We start from the raw sequence: 16,780 nt of genomic DNA, 5'->3' as shown, positions 1-16,780 counted from the left end.
CCGCCTCCGGGGAGCCCTGAGATGTCCCTGATGTTGCAGGAGATCCGCCTTGCTGTAGGCACGCTACATATAGCGTCCCTACTCATGAGCGCAGCAGACCTCGCCCGCCTCCAGTTCGCGTTGACGACGTCGTTCCACTTCCTGTTCGTGCTGCTCACGCTCGGGCTCGTGACGCTGCTGGTGGTCATGCAGACCCGGTACGCGGTCACCGGGAACCCGGTGCACGAGCGGATGACGCGGTTCTGGGGCCGCGTCTACGTCATCAACTACGCACTGGGCATCGTGACGGGCATCGTCATGGAGTTCCAGTTCGGCCTGAACTGGTCGGGGCTCGCGACCTACGCGGGCGACGTGTTCGGGGCGCCGCTCGCGCTGGAGACGCTCGTCGCGTTCTTCCTGGAGTCGACGTTCCTCGGCCTGTGGATCTTCGGCTGGGGCCGGCTCAACCGGTGGGTGCACCTGAGCCTGCTCTGGCTGACGGCGCTCACGGCGTTCGCGTCGGCGTTCTGGATCATGGCGGCGAACGGGTTCCTGCAGCACCCCGTCGGCCACCGGGTCGAGGGGAACGTGCTGCGGCTGGACGACTTCCCGGCCCTGCTCACCAACCCGACGTTCACCAGCGCGCTGATGCACGTCGTCTTCGCGTCGATCACCACCGGCGGCGTGTTCGTGACCGGCGTGTCGGCCTGCCACTTCCTCCGGCGCACCACCGAGACCGACTTCTTCCGGCGGTCGCTGCGGCTGGGCGTGGTGAGCACCGCGCTGGCCACGCCGTCGCTGATCGGCGCCGGGTTCGCGCAGTTCCCGGTCATCGCGCGGTACCAGCCGGGCAAGGCCGACGCGGCGCAGTGGCTCGGCGCGCCACTCGGGTTCATGATCATTATCGGGATGGTCCTGACGGCGGTCAGCTGGCTCACGCTGCCGCTGCTCCTGCGGGACGCGGTGATCCGCCTGCGCTTCCCGCTGCACCTCATGGTGGTCGGCATCCCGCTGCCGTTCGCGGCGGCGGTCTTCGGGTGGGTCTTCCGCGAGGTCGGCCGGCAACCCTGGCTCGTCCAGGGGCTGCTGCGGACCGAGGACGCGGTGTCGCACGTGGACGCCGGGCAGGTCCTGTTGTCCCTCATCGTCTTCACGTCCCTGTTCGCCGTGCTGGCCGTCGTCGACTGGACGCTGATCGCACGCGCGGTCCGCCGCGGTCCGGACACGACGCCCGCCCCTGTCTCGCCGTTGGTGGTGACGCTCTGATGGAAGCGCTGTGGCTGACGGTCCTCGGCACGCTGACGGCCGGCTACTTCGCGTTGGCGGGCTTCGACTACGGCAGCGGACTGCTGCTGCCGTTCCGCCGCCGGGACGAGGTGCTGCAGAGGATGACGCCGTTCTTCCTCGGCAACGAGGTGTGGCTGGTCGCCGCGGTCGGGGTGCTGTTCGCGGCGTTCCCGCGGCTGGAGGGCGAGCTGTTGTCCGGTGCGCACAGCGTGTTCACGCTCGTGCTGGCCGGGCTGGTGCTGTTCATGGCCGCGGTGCAGCTGCGGTTGTGGTGGTGGCTGGTGTTCACCGGCGCGCTGGCGGTGTCGGTGGGGTGGGGGCTGTTCCTGGCGCACCTGCTCGACGCGCCGTGGCCTGTCGCGCTGGTGATGCCGGTGCTGTTCGCGGTGCACGGGTGGGTGTTCCAGAGCGGCCACCGGCGGCTGTTCCCGGTGACGGCACTGCTGTGCGCGCTGCCGATCCCGCTCGCGTTCACCCGTGTCGACACGACCGGGCTCATGGCGCACGCCGACACGCTCGGCCTGCTCGCGTGGGTCGCGGTCCCGGTCATCCCGCTGGTGGTGGTTGTGCAGTGGTCGATCGTCGCCATCTCCTCGCGCTGATCCCGGTCCCGTTCCTGGTGCTGGCGCAGGCGGAGCTGCTCGCGTCGGTGCTGGCAGGCGGCACCGGGTACGCCCTGCTGTGCCTGGTCGTCGGCGCGCGGGTGCTGGTGTGGTGGGGGCACCGGGAGTGGGCGCACCGGGCCGCCGAACGCACCCGCACCCGGCTGCGGGAGGCGTTCCTGCGCGACCCCGGCACCAGGGCCGGCGAGGTCGCGACGCTGGTCACGCGCGGCGTGCACGACGTGACGCCGTACGTGACCGGGTACCTGCCGCAGCAGGTCCTCGCCGTCGTGGTGCCGCTGGCGGTGGTCGTCCGGCTGGCGTTCGCGGACCTCGCGGCGGCGCTCACGATCCTCGTCACGCTGCCGTTGGTCCCGGTCTTCGGCGCACTGGTCGGCGCGCACACCCGTGAGCGGACCGCACGGCAGTGGGACGCGCTGGCGACGCTCGGCGGGCACTTCCTGGACGTCGTCAAGGGCATCGGCACGCTGCGGGCGTTCGGGCGGGCGCGGGCGCAGTCGGCGACCGTCCGCGCACTGGCCGCACGGCACCTGACCGAGACGATGTCGGCGCTGCGGATCGCGTTCCTGTCGGCGTTCGTGCTGGAGCTGGTGGCCACGATGGCGGTGGCGCTGGTCGCCGTGCCGGTGGGGCTGCGGCTGCTCGGCGGCGGCGTGCCGCTGCACACCGCGCTGCTCGTGCTCTTCCTGGCGCCGGAGGCGTTCCTGCCGTTGCGCGCGGCCGGTGCGCAGTACCACGCCAGCGCGCAGGGCCGTGCGGTGCTGGACCGGGTCCCGGTCCGCGCCGAGCACACCGGGGTGGCGCCGCCGGACCTCGCCCGCGCCGAGATCGTGCTGGACGGCGTGAGCGTGCGCAGCCTGCGGAACTTCTCGCTGCGGATCTCCCCCGGCGAGCGGATCGCGCTGGTCGGCCCGAGCGGCGCCGGCAAGAGCACGGTCCTGGGGCTGCTGCTGGGGTTCGTGCGACCCGACGAGGGCCGCGTGCTGGTCGGTGGTGTCGACCTCGCGGAGATCGACCACGCGCAATGGCTCGCCGCGCTGTCGTGGGTGCCGCAACGCCCCACGCTCGTGCCGAAGGACCTCTCCTCCGGCGAGCAGCAACGGGTCGCGCTCGCCACCGCGCTCGACCGGCGCCACGCCGGGCTGTTCCTGCTGGACGAACCGACCGCGCACCTCGACGCGGAGACGGAGGCGCTCGTGCTCGCAGCGGTCAGGGAGTTCACCAGGGGCCGCACCGCCGTGGTCGTGGCGCACCGGCCGGCGCTGCTCGCCGAGGTCACGAGGGTGGTGGCGGTGTGAGGCTCGCGATCGTCGTCGGCACCCTCGCCGAGCTCGCCGGCGTCGGCCTCACCGCGACCGCCACGTGGCTCGTGCTGCGGGCCGCCGAGCACCCGCCGGTGCACGCGCTGACCGTCGCGATCGTCGCGGTCAGGGCGCTCGCGCTGGCCAAGGGCGCACTGCGCTACCTCGAACGCCTCACGAGCCACCGGGCCGTGCTCGGCGAGGCCGTCGAGCTGCGCGGCCGGGTCTACGACGACCTGGTGGCGCGCCGGCACGTCCCGTCCGGCACCGCGCTCACCCGGATCGTCACGAACGTCGACCAGCAGCTCGACGCCCGGCTCCGCACGACGTTGCCGTGGTGCACCGCCGTCCTCGCCGGCGTGGTCGTGGTGGTCGTCTCCGGCTTCTCGGTGCCGCTGGTCGCCGGTCTGCTGGTGAACCTCGGCCTGCTCCCCTGGCTCGCCACGCGGCGGGCGGAGGACCTGACGCCGTTGCGCGCCCTGCTCACCGAGCAGACCACCGAACTGGTGCACAGCCGTGAGGAGCTGATCGCCCACGGCCTCTACGACGCCCGGTTCGCGGTGGCGGCCCGGACGGCGAAGACGTTGTCCCGCGAGGAACGCGCCCGCGACCTGACCCCGCTCGCCATCGCCGTCCAGTTCGGCGCGGCGCTGCTGGTGCTGGCGCAGCACGAACCCGCGTGGCTGGTCATGGCCGCCATCGCGACGTTCGAGATCACCGTCCCGCTGGCCGCGCTGAGCAGGCCGGCCCCGGAACCGACCGGCGAACCCGAGCCCGCAGAACCCGCCGACGTGCCGGCACTGCGGGGGAAGACCGCGGTCGTCGGCCCGAGCGGGGCGGGCAAGACCACGCTGCTCAACGCCGTCGCGCGCCGGCTCGAACCCAGTGCGGGCGCGCTGGCCGACGCCCACGTCTTCCACACCACGGTCCGCGCGAACGTCCTGCTGGCCAAACCCGGTGCCACTCAAGAAGAACTGGACCGGGCCGCCGAGATCGCCGAGCTGGACCTCGACTGGGACCGGGTCGTCGGCGAACGCGGTGAGGAGATCTCCGGCGGCCAGCGGCAACGGCTCGTGCTCGCCCGGTCGGTGCTCGCCCGACCCGAGGTGCTGCTGCTGGACGAGCCGACCGAGGGCCTCGACCCCGAGCAGGCCGACCGGGTGCTCGGCAAGGTGCTCGGCCACTGCCGGGGAACGGCGCTCGTCGTGACGCACCGCGAGGAGCAGCTAGCGCTCTTCGACCACGTGCACCATCGGGGGCCGGTCCGCGACGACCACGTCGGTCGAGTCGGGTAGCCACTCGCCGTCGACCTGCACGAACTGCGTCAACGGCCCGGAGTCCGCGGACACCCCGCACCGGGCCAGCGCCGTTCCCATGATCTGCGCGGACATCACGCCGAGCTGCAGCAGCGACCGGTTGCGGTGCTTGCGCACGCCCAGGTTCACCTGCGCCAGCCCGGCCAGCCCGTGCAGGCGGTGCACGTCCAGCAGCAGGCCGATCTCCACGCCGTACCCGGCGGCGAACGGCACGGACTCCAGGAAGGAGCGGGTCGCCGCGTACTCGCCGCCGAGGGGTTGCACCACACCGGACAGCTCCGGCCGCAGGGTGTTCAGCAACGGCCGCGCCACCAGCTCCGTGACGCGCCCGCCGCCGGTGCTCTCCAGCCGCAGCGGCCGCCGGTAGAAGCCCTTCACCAGGTGCACGCCGGGGTCGAGCAGCAACGGCCCGAGCAACGCCGTGACGAACGCGGTCTCCGGGTCCACGAGGTCGGAGTCCAGGAAGACGACGAGGTCGCCGGTGGTCGCCGCGAGCGAGCGCCACAGCACCTCGCCCTTGCCGGGCACCGGTTCCAGCCACGGCACGACGTCCTCGCGCAGCACCACCCGCGCCCCGGCCTCCGCCGCCACGGCGACGGTCCGGTCGGTCGACCCGGAGTCCACCACCACCAGCTCGTCGACCAGCGTGCCGAGCAACGGCCGCACGACCGCGACGACGGCGCCGACGGTCTCCTCCTCGTCCAGCGCCGGCAGCACCACGGACACCGTGCGCCCGCGCTTCGACGCCACCAGCTCGTCGACCGTCCACGGGGGCTGCTGCCAGGTGTGCGTGCCGAACCAGGCTTCGACGGAGGGCAGCATCAGGCCAGCGCCCGCACCGCTCGGGCCGGCGGACGGGTGCCCGCCACGCTCGCGACCATCTCCACGACCTTCCTCGCCTGCCGCACGTCGGACGCCCGCACGGCGCGTGCTCCGGACAGCGCGGCCACCGTCGCGGCCGCCAGGGTGAAGTCCTCGTCGCCCGCGGGGACGGTCACGACGTCCAGCGTCCCGGTGAGCGGCGGCAGCTCCAGCTCGCCGTCGAACTCGACGACGTCGGCACCGTCGGCGACCGCCTGCTCCAAGGCATTCGCGCTGGTCAGATGCGCAACGACCAGCACCCGGTCTTTCGGCAGCTCACTGACGCGGAATCGGTTCACGCCACCCAGCGTAAACAGTGACCTGACTCACAGCTTCTTGCTACTCGCGAGTAGCCATCTGCTTTACTCCCGAACAGCAACCCTGTGTGATCTACGTCATGGTCAAGGAGGACCAGCGTGCGCCGGTCACTTGTTCTGTTCCTGGCACTCCTCACCACCCTGCTCGGTGCACCGGCGGCCATCGCGGCGCCGGGACACCAGATCACCTACCGCACCATCCCCGGCGTCGGCGGCACCGCGCTGAAGGCCTTCGTCATCGAGCCCACCGGCCGGGGTGACGGGCCGTTCCCGCTGCTCGTGATGCCGTCGAGCTGGTCGGTTCCGAACATCGAGTACGTCGGTGCCGCGGCCAAGCTCGCCAAGGAGTCCGGCTACGTCGTCGTGAGCTACACCAGCCGCGGCTTCTGGGACTCCGGCGGTGAGATCGACATCGCCGGTCCGGAGACCGTGGGCGACGTCAGCAAGGTCATCGACTGGGCGATCGCCCACGCCCGTGCCGACGGCACGAAGGTCGGTGCGGCCGGGATCTCCTACGGCGCCGGGCAGTCGTTGCTCGCCGCCGCGAACGACCGGCGGATCAGGGCGGCAGCGGCGCTGAGCACGTGGACCGACCTGGCCCGCTCGCTCTACCCCAACGACACCGTGAACAAGCAGGCCGTCGAGGTCCTGCTGGCGGCGGGCCACGCCACCGGGCGCCCAGGTCCCGTTCTGCTGGAGGCCGAGGACGCCTACCGCGACGGCCGGTTCCACGAGGTCGTGCCGATCTCCGCGGGCCGGTCAGCCGCCTCGAAGATCGCGCAGCTCAACGCCAACGGCACCGCCGTGCTGCTCGGCAACGCCTGGAACGACGGCATCTTCGCCCCCGGCCAGGTCGCGGACCTCTACTCGCGGCTGACCGGGCCGAAGCGGCTCATGCTCTCGCCCGGCGACCACGCCACCGCCGAGCTGTTCGGCGCGGCCGGTCTGCCCAACGAGATCTGGGAGTCGGTCGGCCGCTGGTTCGACCGGTACGTGAAGGGCACGGCCAACGGCATCGACGCCGAGCAGCCGGTGCAGCTCAAGCCCAACAACGGCGGCACGTGGAAGAAGTTCGGCGCCTGGCCGGACGGGGCCGCCGACACGGTGCAGCTCGAAGGCAAGCGGATCCACGCCGGCTGGAACACCGTCGCCGACAGCGGCACGATCCTGCTCTCCGGTGCGCTGCAAGGGTTCCTGAACATCCCGACCGGCGTCTCGCTGCCGTTCGTCGACCGCAACGTCGCCGGCGTCTGGTACGGGCCGCAGTACCCGGCCGGTGCCACGCTCGCCGGCACGCCGCAGCTGCGGTTGACGGTGACGCCGAGCGCGGAGGTCACCACGTTGTTCGCGTACCTGTACGAGGTCGGCCCGCTCGGACTGGGCGCGCTGGTCACGCACAAGCCGGTGAAGGTCACCGGTGCCGGCCGCACGCAGACGCTGGACGTGCCGCTGGAGCCGACGGTGTGGAACGTCGGCGCGGGCAACCGGCTGGCACTGGTGGTCGACACCGTGGACCCGCGGTACCTCAGCGAGTCGACCCGCGGCTCGACCGTCACCTTCGGACCGTCGAGCCTCACCGTGCCGAAGGCGTAAGAATGTCCGGGTGGACCTCACCCGGCAGCAGGTGCTCCTCCACCGGATCCACCAGCACGAGCTGGACCGGCGCGTCGGCGACGCGGCCGAGCTGGCGGTGTTCTCCCTGGGCGTCCAGGACAACACCGCCGGCTCGGCGTTGCTCAGCCTCGCCGCACGCCTCACCGCGCCGGCCACCGACGACTTCACCGTCACGTGGTCGGTGCGCGGTGCCCCGCACCTGCACCGGGCCGGTGAGCTGAAGGCGTTCGCCCGCGCGCTGTGGCCGTGGAGCGACGCCGACGCCCGCGCCCGCGCCTCCCGGCCGAAGGTCGACGACCTGCTGGCGGCGTTGCGGCACGTCGCCACGGCCATGCGGTCGATCGTGACGAAGCCGATGACCAAGGGCGACGTCAGCGCGGCACTGACCCCGTTGGCGCCGAAGCAGACCGTCGAGGACTGCCGGGGCTGCGGGACCGCGCACGTCAGCGACCCGATCTTCCGGCTCGCCGCGCTGCCCGCGGGTTTGCGAATCCTGCCCGAGTGCAAGACCGTCACGTTCGAACGGATTCACGGCTGGCCGGGGGTGCCGCGGCAGACCGCCGGGTTCGACGAGCTGGTGCACCGCTACCTGGCGCTGCACGGCCCGGCCGGACCGTCCGAAGTGGCCTCCTACTTCGGCACGACCGTGCGCGAGGTCAAGAAGAGGTGGCCGGACGACCTCGTCGAGGTGGCCGTGGAGGGGCAGCAGGCGTGGCTGCCGGAGGGTGTGGAGATCGCCGCCGCCGACCCGCCGGAGGTCAGGTTCCTGCCGCCGACCGACCCCTACCTGCAGGCGCGCGACCGCGACCTGCTGCTGCCGGACAAGGCCGCGCAGAAGGACGTCTTCCGCGTGCTGGGCCGGCGCGGCGCCGTGCTGGTGGACGGCGAGATCGCGGGCTCCTGGCAGGGCAGGGTGGTGTCCGGCAAGCGGTTCGCGGTGGCGGTCACGCCGTACCGGCCGCTGCCGGACCTCCTGCCGGAGGCCCAGTTCCTGGCCAGGGTCAGGAGACTAGCGGACGCAAGCGTCGAGAGCCGCTGACACGTCGCCGGTCACGACCAGCGAGGCCAGTGCGGCGGGCGAGACGAAACCCTTGTCCCGCAGCTCGGTCAGCCACTCGACGAGCCCCTTGTAGTGGTCGTCGACGTCGAGCAGCACGACCGGCTTCTCGTGCATCCTCAGCACCCCGGCCGTCCACACCTCGAAGAACTCCTCCGCGGTGCCGATGCCGCCGGGCAGCGTGAGGAACGCGTCGGCCTTGTCGTCCATCATCCGCTTGCGCTCGCGCATGGTGTCGACGACGTGCAGCTCGGTCGAGTCGGTGTCGGCGATCTCCCTGGTGGCCAGGCCCTTCGGGATCACGCCGTAGGTGCTCGCGCCGCCGGCGCGCGCCTCCCGTGCGACCGCGCCCATCATCGAGGTCTGCCCGCCACCCCACACGAGGTTCCAGCCGCGTGCGGCGATCTGCCTGCCCACCTCGGCGGCGACGTCCACGTAGCTCTGGGGAACGGTGGCGAGACTGCCGCAGTACACAGCCACGTACATCAGTGTGCGTCCGCCCATGCCTTGTGCGCTTCCTTGACCACGCGCACCGCGTCGTCGATGTCGTCGGTCAGGTGCAGCAGCGCGAGGTCCTTCTCGCTGACCTTGCCGCCCTCCAGGACCGAGCTCTGGATCCAGTCGTACAGGCCCTGCCAGTAGCTCTTGCCGAACAGCACGACCGGGAACTTCGTGACCTTCTTCGTCTGCACCAGGGTGAGCGCCTCGAACAGCTCGTCGAGCGTGCCGAAACCACCCGGCAGGCAGATGAACGCCTGCGAGTACTTGATGAACATCGTCTTGCGGACGAAGAAGTAGCGGAAGTTCACGCCGAGGTCGACCCACGGGTTGAGCCCCTGCTCGAACGGCAGCTCGATGCCCAGCCCGACCGAGAACCCGCCGGCCTCCGAACACCCGCGGTTGACCGCCTCCATGGCGCCGGGACCGCCACCGGTGATCGCCGCGAAACCGGCCTCCGCCAGCGCTTTCCCGAGGTCGCGCCCGAGCTGGTACTCCGGGTGGTCCCGCCCGGTCCGCGCCGACCCGAACACGGTCACCGCGCTCGGCACCTCGGCGAGCGCCCCGAAGCCCTCGACGAACTCGGCCTGGATGCGCAGCACCCGCCACGGGTCGGTGTGCACCCAGTCCGACGGCCCGCGCGAGTCGAGCAGGCGCTGGTCGGTGGTGGTGAGCTCGTCCTTCTGGTCGCGGCGCAGCACGACCGGCCCGCGCTGCTTCTCCTTGGGATGCTCGTCCACCGCGCCGTTGCTGTTCTTCTCTTCCGTCATCCGATGATCCTAATGATCAGGCCAGCAGAAAACGCTGAAGCACGGTGAAACACCCGGTGATCTGTTCGACCGGCACGTTCTCCTCCTGGGTGTGCGCGAGCGTCGGGTCGCCCGGCCCGAAGTTCACCGCGGGCATCCCCAGCGCCGCGAACCGCGCCACGTCCGTCCACCCCAGCTTGGCCACCGGCGTGCCCCCCGCGGCGGCCACCAACTCCTGCGCGGCGGGGGCGTGCAGCCCCGGCAGCGCACCGCCCGAGAAGTCCGTGACCGTGACGTCGTAGCCCGCGAAGACCTCCCGCAGGTGCTGCTCCGCCTGCTCCACCGACCGGTCCGGCGCGAACCGGTGGTTGACCGTCAGCACCGCCTCGTCCGGCACGACGTTGCCCGCGACCCCGCCGCTGATCTTCACGGCCTGCAGTCCCTCGTGGTAGCGGCAGCCGTCGATCTCGGGCTGCCGCGGCTCGTAGGCGGCGAGCCGGTTCAACGCCTCCCCGAGCCCGTGGATGGCGTTCTGCCCCATCCACGCCCGCGCGGTGTGGGCGCGCTTGCCGGTCGTCCTGATCTCGATGCGCATGGTGCCCTGGCAGCCGGCCTCGACCGTGCCGTTCGACGGCTCGCACACGATCGCGAGGTCGCCCCTCAGCCACTCGACGAGCTCCCGTTCGATGCGGGTGAGCCCGTTGCGCTCGGCCTCGATCTCCTCGCAGTCGTAGAAGACGAACGTGAGGTCGTGGCGCGCGTTCCGGCTCTGTGCGGCGATCGCGAGCATGACCGCGTCGCCGCCCTTCATGTCGACGGTGCCGCACCCGTGCAGCACATCGCCGTCGCGGCGGCTGGGGAAGTTCCGGTTGACCGGCACGGTGTCCAGGTGCCCGGCCAGCACGATCCTCTTGTCCTTGCCGAGGTTCGTCCGCGCCAGCACGGCGTTCCCCGATCGAGTGATCTCCAGGTGCGGCGCGTGCAGCCGCAGCGACCGTTCGACCAGATCGGCGATCTCGTCCTCCTCCCCGGACACGCTGCGCACATCCACCAGCGCGGTGGTGAGCTCGATCGGGTCGGCGAACAGGTCAAGGGTGTCGGACACGACCGCCACCCTAGCGCCGCGCGTTTCGCGCCTGCCCGATCAGCCGCTAGCGTGCGGTGCGTGACCAAACGCACACTTCTCGTCACCGCGCTCGTGCTGACGGCGACCGGCTGCGGCGAGGCGCCCGCGGCGTGCGACCAGCAGTGCGGCGAGATCAGGGCGCTGTTCGCCGCCCCGTGCGGCTCCCAGCACAGCGGCACCCCCGCCGAGTGCGCCGCGTGGGTCTCCCGGGTCGGCGGCATGACCCGCGCGCTCGACCGGTCGTTGCAGGGCAAGGAGGTCGAGCCCGGCGTGAACGAGGTGCTGCCCCGCCTCAAGACCTCGGTCGGCGACTTCGAGGCGAACCGCTGCGGCGAGGTGGCGGTGGACAACGTGTCCAGCACCGACGCCCGGCAGTGGAAGTGCAACGAGGCCCTGATCGCGACGCGCGGCGACCTCGGTTCCCTCTACTTCACAGCCGACGTCCCCGACTGAGCACGACCGCCGCCACCGGCGGTGACCTGCGGAACCCGGCCCCGTCCCACCAGGACTAAGCTCGGTCTCCGTGAGCACCGCATACGGCATCGGCTTGGCCACTGTGACCCCGGACGGCACCGTCCTCGACACCTGGTACCCGTCGCCCGTCCTGGAGGAGACGCCGGACCTGGGCACGACCCGGCTGGCCTCCACCGAGATCGCGGCAGCCCTCGGAGAGGCCGCGGCCAAGCTCCTCGGCGAGGACCCCGAGCGCGGCGTCGAGGTGGTCGGCGTCCGCGTGGCGGTCGACCTGGACGCCGCCCCGGCCGACACCTACGACGTCTGGCTGCGACTGCACCTGCTCAGCCACCGGTTGATCCAGCCGCACGGCGCGAACCTCGACGGCATCTTCGGCCTGCTCACCAACGTCGTGTGGACGAACCACGGCCCGTGCGCGGTCGAGGGCTTCGAGCAGACCCGCACCCGCCTGCGCGTCCGCGGACCGGTGACGGTCTACGGCGTCGACAAGTTCCCGCGCATGGTCGACTACGTGGTCCCGTCCGGTGTGCGCATCGGTGACGCGGACCGGGTGCGGCTCGGCGCGCACCTCGCGTCCGGCACCACGGTCATGCACGAGGGCTTCGTGAACTTCAACGCCGGCACGCTCGGCAGCTCGATGGTCGAGGGCCGCATCTCCGGCGGTGTCGTGGTCGGCGACGGCTCCGACGTCGGCGGCGGCGCGTCGATCATGGGCACGCTGTCCGGCGGCGGCAAGCAGGTCATCTCGCTCGGCGAGCGGAACCTGCTGGGCGCCAACGCCGGCCTGGGCATCTCGCTCGGCGACGACTGCGTGGTCGAGGCCGGGCTCTACATCACCGCCGGCACGAAGGTGACGCTGCCCGACGGCACGGTCACCAAGGCCGTGGAGCTGAGCGGGCAGTCGAACCTGCTGTTCCTGCGCGACTCCACCGACGGCGTGGTGAAGGTGAAACCGCGCAAGGGCACCGGCGTCGAGCTGAACGCCGCGCTGCACGCGAACGACTGACCGGAAACCAGGTGTCCGGGGCCCGGTCTGCGCAGGCAGGCTGGGCCCTTGCCGTCTCGACCCGCAGGAGGTGCACGTGCTGAAACAGCGACTCGAGTTGAACGCTCGCGCCGCCATCGAGCGTGCCCTGCAGGGTGCGCAGTCGGAGGACTCGTTCGTCGAGTTCAAGACGCAGTGGCCGGTCGACCACGGCAAGGCCGCACGGCAGATCGCCGCCCTCTGCAACGCCGCCAGGGGCTCCGAGGCGATGTGGGTGGTCGGTGTCGACGAGAAGGGCCGCTACGTCAAGGGCGCGCCGGCCGAGGAGCTGTCGAGCTGGTGGCCCAAGGTGGAGAGCCACTTCGACGGCGTCGCGCCCGGCCTCACGACCGTCGCGTTCGACTGGGCTCCGCGCCGGACGGTCGTGGTGCTGTCCCTGCAGACCGACAACGCGCCGTACGTGTTCGTCACGAAGAAGGAGCCCTACAGCCGGGAGATCCCGTGGCGCTCCGGTGAACGCACGCGGTCAGCACGCCGCGGCGAGATCCTGGAACTGCTGCTGCCCAGGCTGGAGATGCCGGGCTGGGAGTTCGTCAGCGCCCGCGCGACGCTCAGCCAGCACTCGCCGACGCTGCGGTTCGAGGGCGACCTCTACCTGGAGACGAACCAGCCGCTGAGCCTGCCGCACCACCGCTGCCACTCCTACGTCACGTACGGGCTGGACAGCGAGACCGTCGACCTCGGGTTCAGCTTCCGCACCAACAGCAGGGACGTGCGGGCCGTCGAACGGGTCGTGCGGGTCGCGGAACCGGCCGTGCTCCACGTCAGCGCGGACACCGACGTGGAGCTGGACGCCTTCCAGGACCTGTGGGACCTGCACTGGCACCTCGTGCTGGGCCTCGGCCTGAGCGGCGAGGAGATCAGCACGAGCGTGCGGCTCACCACAGACGCGGTGCCGCCCAACCAGTTCACCCGCCGGGTGTGGTCGGCGCTGAAGCCCTGACGCCCCTGACGCCGCGCCGGCAACGCCGGGTCAGGCCTTCAACCGCTCCGCGGCGGCCGCGACCCGTTCGTCGGTGGCCGTCAGCGCGATCCGCACGTGCCGGGCGCCCGCGGGACCGTAGAACGTGCCCGGTGCGGCCAGGATGCCCCGGTCCGCCAGCCAGGCGATGGTCTCCCAGGCGTCCTCGTCGCGCGAGGACCACAGGTACAGCCCCGCCTCGGAGTGCGACACGGTGAACCCGGCCGCCTCCAGCGCGGGCTTGAGCACCTCGCGCCGGGCCTGGTACCTGGCCCGCTGCTCGGCCACGTGCGCGTCGTCCTCCAGGGCGGCGCGCATGGCCTCCTGCACCGGCCGCGGCACGATCATGCCCGCGTGCTTGCGCAACTCCAGCAGGCCCGCGACCAGCTCGGGGTCGCCGAAGACGAACCCGGCCCGGTAACCGGCCAGCGAGGACGACTTCGACAGCGAGTGCACGGCGAGGACGCCGTCGAAGTCGTCCACGACGGACGGGTGGAGCACCGACACCGGCGCGGAGTCCCACGGCAGTGCGAGGTAGCACTCGTCCGACGCGACAACGGCTCCGGCCTCGCGCGCGGCGGCGACGGCGGAACGCAGCTGTTCGGTCGACAGGACACGGCCGGTCGGGTTCGACGGCGAGTTCAGCCACACCAGCTTCGTGCCGGGCGGAGGCCGCTCGTCGTCGGCCAGCCGGACGACCTCGGCACCGGCGAGCAGCGCGCCGACCTCGTAGGTCGGGTACGCCACCGACGGCACGGCCACGACGTCACCGGGACCGACGCCCAGCAACGTCGGCAGCCACGCCACCAGCTCCTTGGAGCCGATCGTGGGCAGCACCGCGTCGGCGGACAGGCCGGTGATCCCGTAGCGCCGCCGCACGGCCGCCACGAAGGCGGCGCGCAGCTCGGGCGTGCCGTGGGTGGTCGGGTAGCCGGGGACGTCCGCGACGGACGACAGCGCGGACTGGATCACCGCGGGAACCGGGTCGACGGGTGTGCCGACCGACAGGTCGACCACACCGCCGGGGTGCTTGCGCGCCTTGGCGGCGTGGCCGGCCAGCGAGTCCCACGGGAAGTCCGGCAGGCCCGGACCTCGGCGTTGGATGATCAATGCCCCTCAGCAGCCTGCGGTGCGAGTGCCTTCACGAACTCCGGGTCGGCGCTGACCTTGCCGACCTTCGAGGCGCCACCGGGTGAGCCGAGCTCGTTGAAGAAGTCGACGTTCGCCTTGGTGTAGTCCTTCCACTCGTCGGGGACGTCGTCCTCGTAGTAGATGGCTTCCACTGGGCACACCGGCTCGCACGCGCCACAGTCCACGCACTCGTCGGGGTGGATGTAGAGCATCCGGTCGCCTTCGTAGATGCAGTCGACGGGGCACTCTTCGATGCACGCCTTGTCGAGCAGATCCACGCACGGCTGGGCGATCACATAGGTCACTGCGCTCTCCTGCTTCTCACTGGTCCACACCGCGCAAGCCGGAGAGTACGCGGCACGTTCGAGTATCACCCGGTCAGGCTTGCCTTAGCTGCCTGGTGCGCCACGTCACACCACCCACCCCGGCTCGCTCCCTGAGACGAGGATGGACCCGTGCACACAGTGGATCACCTGGAATCGCTCTGCGCGCGAGCATGGCCCGCGGTGGCAGAAGAACGGCTTGGAGACTGGTTGATGCGCGCGGCCGCCGGCTTCACCGGCCGCGCGAACAGCACGCTCACCTGCGGCGATCCCGGTGTACCGGTTCCGTCGGCGCTGTCTGCCGTCGAGGGGTTCGCCCGTGTGCACGGCATCAAACCCACTGCTCACGTCGTGCGTGGCAGCGGTCACGAGCGGGCGATCGCCGACGCGGGCTGGCGGGTGGACCTCGACCACCCCGGCGGGGCGGAGTCGCTGGTCATGACGGGTCCGCTGGAGAAGTTCGCCGACGGTGCCGCCGAAAGCCGCGATCTTCCCGGATGGTGGGAACTGACGGCCGGATCCGAGGTGACCGCCGCGATGCGGCACGTGCTCGGCACCGGCCGGGTGTGCTTCGCGGGCGTCGAGGAGGACGGGGTCGTGGTCGCCGCCGTGCGCGGGGCGGTCGTCGAGGACGTGCTGCACGTGGCCCGGCTCGCCGTGCGGCCGGAGCACCGCCGCCGCGGTCTGGCCACGCGCCTGATGGGCGAGCTGGCCGGGTGGGGTCTCGCCGAGGGCGCCACGACGTGCGCGCTCCAGGTCGCCGAGCACAACACCGCGGCGATCCGGCTGTACGAGGAGCTCGGCTGCTCCGAGCACCACCGCTACCGCTACTGGGTGCCCGCAGGGTCGTAGAGGCCGGGCCGGTTGGCCGCGTTGCGTGCCATCGCCGCGCTCACGGCCACCGCGCCCGGCAGCGCGCCGCCGGCGATCAGCAGCAGCGTGCGCCAGTCGCCCAGCAGGAAGCTGACGCGGGCGACCCGGCCGGGCTCCAGGTAGGCGAGCGCGAAGATCGTGAAGAACCACACCAGCAGCGGCGCCGCGGCGGCGGACACCCGGTCCGACAGCGCCGCGGCCCACATGACCAGCACGGGCGTGGTGACCACCGCCACCACGACCATGACCGGGAACGGCCACGCGCCGAGGTCCGGCAGCAGCGTCCCGTCGAACCGGACGAGCAGGAAGAACACTTCCAGCACAGCGAGCACCGCTGCCTCGACGCACAGGAGCAGCAGCAACACCACTCGCCAGCTAGCGCTCACCCAGTCCTCCGAACAGATCCGCGGCGACGCCGTCCGCCGGTCCCTTGGCGAGCACGTAGTACTCGTTGCCGACCAGCGGCTGGGCGATGCCGTTCGACAACGCGTAACCCTCGTCCCACACACTGACCTGCGTGGAGTGCGCGCGCAACGCACGGCGCTTCGCGATCAGGTGCTCCGAGATGTCGATCACGGTGGTGATGTCCTCGTCCGGCGTCACCGGCAGCTCGCCGGGCTCCGGCAGCCGGAACGCCTCCGGCACCGCGGACAGCGCCGCGATGCCCGCCTCCGTGGCGTCGCGCGAGGTCACCGCGTAGAACACCCGCTCGACGTCCGAGACCTGCGCGCAGGCGGCCATCGTGATCTCGTGCGCGCGGATGTGGTCCGGGTGCCCGTACCCGCCGAACGCGTCGTAGCTCACCACGACCTGCGGCTTCACCTCGCGCAGCACGTCGGCGAGCTGCGCGGCCTGCTCCTGCACCGAGCCCTGGACGAACGCGCGCGGGTGGGCGTTGGACGGCACGTCGACCATGCCGGAGTCGCGCCACCTGCCGATGCCGCCGAGGAACCGGTGGTCGGTCACGCCCAGTGCCGCGCAGGCGGACCTCAGCTCCCCGACGCGGTAGCCGCCGAGCTGGTCGGCCTCCGCGGCGGCCAGGTGGGCGAGTGCGGGCGGGATGATCTCGCCCTCCTCCCCCAGCGTGCACGTGATCACCGTGACGTGGGCGCCGGCCGAGGCGTAGCGCGCGATGGTGCCGCCCGTCCACAGACTCTCGTCGTCTGGGTGGGCGTGCACGAAGAGCAACCGTGGTGGGGCAGTCAGCGTCACCAGAAAAGAGTAAAGGCCACCTTTGTCCAGGGA

General features: G+C 71.7%; 19 protein-coding genes. 10 read left to right on the top strand and 9 right to left on the bottom strand.

All coding sequences use genetic code 11. The features are described 5' to 3' along the window. Positions 1-84 precede the first annotated feature (84 nt). From ACZ7CH_RS18270 to ACZ7CH_RS18255, 4 genes are read left to right on the top strand one after another with little or no spacing between them, the layout of a single operon-like run. The gene (locus ACZ7CH_RS18270) at positions 85-1,245 is read left to right on the top strand and encodes a cytochrome ubiquinol oxidase subunit I (protein ID WP_470374387.1); all 1,161 of its coding nucleotides are present in this window, start codon (positions 85-87) and stop codon (positions 1,243-1,245) included. Next, complete coding sequence (locus tag ACZ7CH_RS18265; protein ID WP_470374386.1) at positions 1,245-1,868, top strand: cytochrome d ubiquinol oxidase subunit II; 624 nt, start codon at positions 1,245-1,247, stop codon at positions 1,866-1,868. The genes ACZ7CH_RS18270 and ACZ7CH_RS18265 overlap by 1 nt, the downstream gene beginning before the upstream one ends. Continuing rightward, on the top strand, positions 1,838-3,187 hold the full coding sequence (locus ACZ7CH_RS18260) for an ABC transporter ATP-binding protein/permease (RefSeq protein WP_470374385.1): 1,350 nt from the start codon (positions 1,838-1,840) through the stop codon (positions 3,185-3,187). The genes ACZ7CH_RS18265 and ACZ7CH_RS18260 overlap by 31 nt, the downstream gene beginning before the upstream one ends. Then, entirely contained in the window at positions 3,184-4,485 is a 1,302-nt protein-coding gene (locus tag ACZ7CH_RS18255; RefSeq protein WP_470369401.1) for an ATP-binding cassette domain-containing protein, read from the top strand. The genes ACZ7CH_RS18260 and ACZ7CH_RS18255 overlap by 4 nt, the downstream gene beginning before the upstream one ends. Here the strand turns inward: ACZ7CH_RS18255 and ACZ7CH_RS18250 are convergent. After that, positions 4,417-5,328, bottom strand: a complete 912-nt coding sequence (locus ACZ7CH_RS18250; protein WP_470374384.1) for a glucosyl-3-phosphoglycerate synthase — start codon at positions 5,326-5,328, stop codon at positions 4,417-4,419. The two genes, ACZ7CH_RS18255 and ACZ7CH_RS18250, sit on opposite strands and share 69 nt — an antisense overlap. Continuing rightward, positions 5,328-5,666, bottom strand: coding sequence for a hypothetical protein (locus ACZ7CH_RS18245; protein ID WP_458429308.1), 339 nt, complete (start codon positions 5,664-5,666; stop codon positions 5,328-5,330). The genes ACZ7CH_RS18250 and ACZ7CH_RS18245 overlap by 1 nt, the downstream gene beginning before the upstream one ends. A 117-nt stretch (positions 5,667-5,783) precedes the next feature. Between ACZ7CH_RS18245 and ACZ7CH_RS18240 the strand changes: the two genes are divergently transcribed. Together ACZ7CH_RS18240 and ACZ7CH_RS18235 are read left to right on the top strand one after the other, a co-directional pair. Continuing rightward, the gene (locus tag ACZ7CH_RS18240; RefSeq protein WP_470374383.1) at positions 5,784-7,277 is read left to right on the top strand and encodes a CocE/NonD family hydrolase; all 1,494 of its coding nucleotides are present in this window, start codon (positions 5,784-5,786) and stop codon (positions 7,275-7,277) included. Between the two features lie 10 nt (positions 7,278-7,287). Next, entirely contained in the window at positions 7,288-8,337 is a 1,050-nt protein-coding gene (locus tag ACZ7CH_RS18235) for a winged helix DNA-binding domain-containing protein (protein WP_470374382.1), read from the top strand. Here ACZ7CH_RS18235 and ACZ7CH_RS18230 read toward each other — a convergent pair. Genes ACZ7CH_RS18230 through dapE form a run of 3 tightly spaced genes read right to left on the bottom strand, consistent with a single transcriptional unit; the run spans position 8,308 to position 10,707 of the window. Further along, a complete protein-coding gene (locus ACZ7CH_RS18230) occupies positions 8,308-8,841 on the bottom strand; it encodes an LOG family protein (protein ID WP_458434247.1) in 534 nt (177 codons plus the stop codon). The two genes, ACZ7CH_RS18235 and ACZ7CH_RS18230, sit on opposite strands and share 30 nt — an antisense overlap. After that, positions 8,841-9,623 carry an LOG family protein gene (locus ACZ7CH_RS18225; protein WP_470374381.1) on the bottom strand — a complete coding sequence of 261 codons (783 nt, stop codon included), beginning with the start codon at positions 9,621-9,623 and terminating at the stop codon, positions 8,841-8,843. Before ACZ7CH_RS18225 ends, ACZ7CH_RS18230 begins: the two co-directional genes overlap by 1 nt. Positions 9,624-9,639: 16 nt before the next feature. Then, the gene (gene dapE / locus ACZ7CH_RS18220; protein ID WP_470374380.1) at positions 9,640-10,707 is read right to left on the bottom strand and encodes a succinyl-diaminopimelate desuccinylase; all 1,068 of its coding nucleotides are present in this window, start codon (positions 10,705-10,707) and stop codon (positions 9,640-9,642) included. A gap of 60 nt (positions 10,708-10,767) precedes the next feature. Here dapE and ACZ7CH_RS18215 point away from each other — a divergent pair, with 60 nt between their 5' ends. The 3 genes from ACZ7CH_RS18215 to ACZ7CH_RS18205 all read left to right on the top strand — a co-directional run bounded on the left by ACZ7CH_RS18215 (position 10,768) and on the right by ACZ7CH_RS18205 (position 13,190). Further along, complete coding sequence (locus tag ACZ7CH_RS18215; RefSeq protein WP_360386148.1) at positions 10,768-11,181, top strand: hypothetical protein; 414 nt, start codon at positions 10,768-10,770, stop codon at positions 11,179-11,181. Between the two features lie 70 nt (positions 11,182-11,251). Further along, a complete protein-coding gene (dapD, locus tag ACZ7CH_RS18210; protein WP_360386145.1) occupies positions 11,252-12,208 on the top strand; it encodes a 2,3,4,5-tetrahydropyridine-2,6-dicarboxylate N-succinyltransferase in 957 nt (318 codons plus the stop codon). A gap of 76 nt (positions 12,209-12,284) precedes the next feature. Next, complete coding sequence (locus tag ACZ7CH_RS18205; RefSeq protein ID WP_360386142.1) at positions 12,285-13,190, top strand: hypothetical protein; 906 nt, start codon at positions 12,285-12,287, stop codon at positions 13,188-13,190. A 30-nt stretch (positions 13,191-13,220) separates the two neighbouring features. Here the strand turns inward: ACZ7CH_RS18205 and dapC are convergent, their stop codons facing one another. Then, positions 13,221-14,312: a succinyldiaminopimelate transaminase gene (gene dapC, locus ACZ7CH_RS18200; RefSeq protein ID WP_360386687.1), complete on the bottom strand. Its 1,092-nt coding sequence runs from the start codon at positions 14,310-14,312 to the stop codon at positions 13,221-13,223. Between the two features lie 2 nt (positions 14,313-14,314). Then, positions 14,315-14,644: a ferredoxin gene (fdxA, locus tag ACZ7CH_RS18195; RefSeq protein ID WP_218130387.1), complete on the bottom strand. Its 330-nt coding sequence runs from the start codon at positions 14,642-14,644 to the stop codon at positions 14,315-14,317. Positions 14,645-14,794: 150 nt separating this feature from the next. Between fdxA and ACZ7CH_RS18190 the strand changes: the two genes are divergently transcribed. Next, positions 14,795-15,514: a GNAT family N-acetyltransferase gene (locus tag ACZ7CH_RS18190; protein WP_470374379.1), complete on the top strand. Its 720-nt coding sequence runs from the start codon at positions 14,795-14,797 to the stop codon at positions 15,512-15,514. Here the strand turns inward: ACZ7CH_RS18190 and ACZ7CH_RS18185 are convergent. Together ACZ7CH_RS18185 and mshB are read right to left on the bottom strand one after the other, a co-directional pair. Continuing rightward, positions 15,490-15,921, bottom strand: a complete 432-nt coding sequence (locus ACZ7CH_RS18185; RefSeq protein WP_360386137.1) for a hypothetical protein — start codon at positions 15,919-15,921, stop codon at positions 15,490-15,492. The genes ACZ7CH_RS18190 and ACZ7CH_RS18185 overlap by 25 nt on opposite strands. After that, positions 15,911-16,747, bottom strand: coding sequence for an N-acetyl-1-D-myo-inositol-2-amino-2-deoxy-alpha-D-glucopyranoside deacetylase (gene mshB / locus ACZ7CH_RS18180; RefSeq protein WP_360386134.1), 837 nt, complete (start codon positions 16,745-16,747; stop codon positions 15,911-15,913). The genes ACZ7CH_RS18185 and mshB overlap by 11 nt, the downstream gene beginning before the upstream one ends. Positions 16,748-16,780 lie beyond the last annotated feature (33 nt).

The organism is Lentzea sp. NPDC037011, assembly GCF_055607425.1.
This window is presented reverse-complemented; position numbering and strand designations above follow the sequence as displayed.

Excerpts from the sequence above, each read along its gene's own strand:
- ACZ7CH_RS18230 (WP_458434247.1), bottom strand. The coding sequence starts at position 8,841 with ATGTACGTGGCTGTGTACTGCGGCAGTCTCGCCACCGTTCCCCAGAGC.
- ACZ7CH_RS18225 (WP_470374381.1), bottom strand. The coding sequence starts at position 9,623 with ATGACGGAAGAGAAGAACAGCAACGGCGCGGTGGACGAGCATCCCAAG.
- ACZ7CH_RS18270 (WP_470374387.1), top strand. The coding sequence starts at position 85 with ATGAGCGCAGCAGACCTCGCCCGCCTCCAGTTCGCGTTGACGACGTCG.
- ACZ7CH_RS18250 (WP_470374384.1), bottom strand. The coding sequence starts at position 5,328 with ATGCTGCCCTCCGTCGAAGCCTGGTTCGGCACGCACACCTGGCAGCAG.
- ACZ7CH_RS18265 (WP_470374386.1), top strand. The coding sequence starts at position 1,245 with ATGGAAGCGCTGTGGCTGACGGTCCTCGGCACGCTGACGGCCGGCTAC.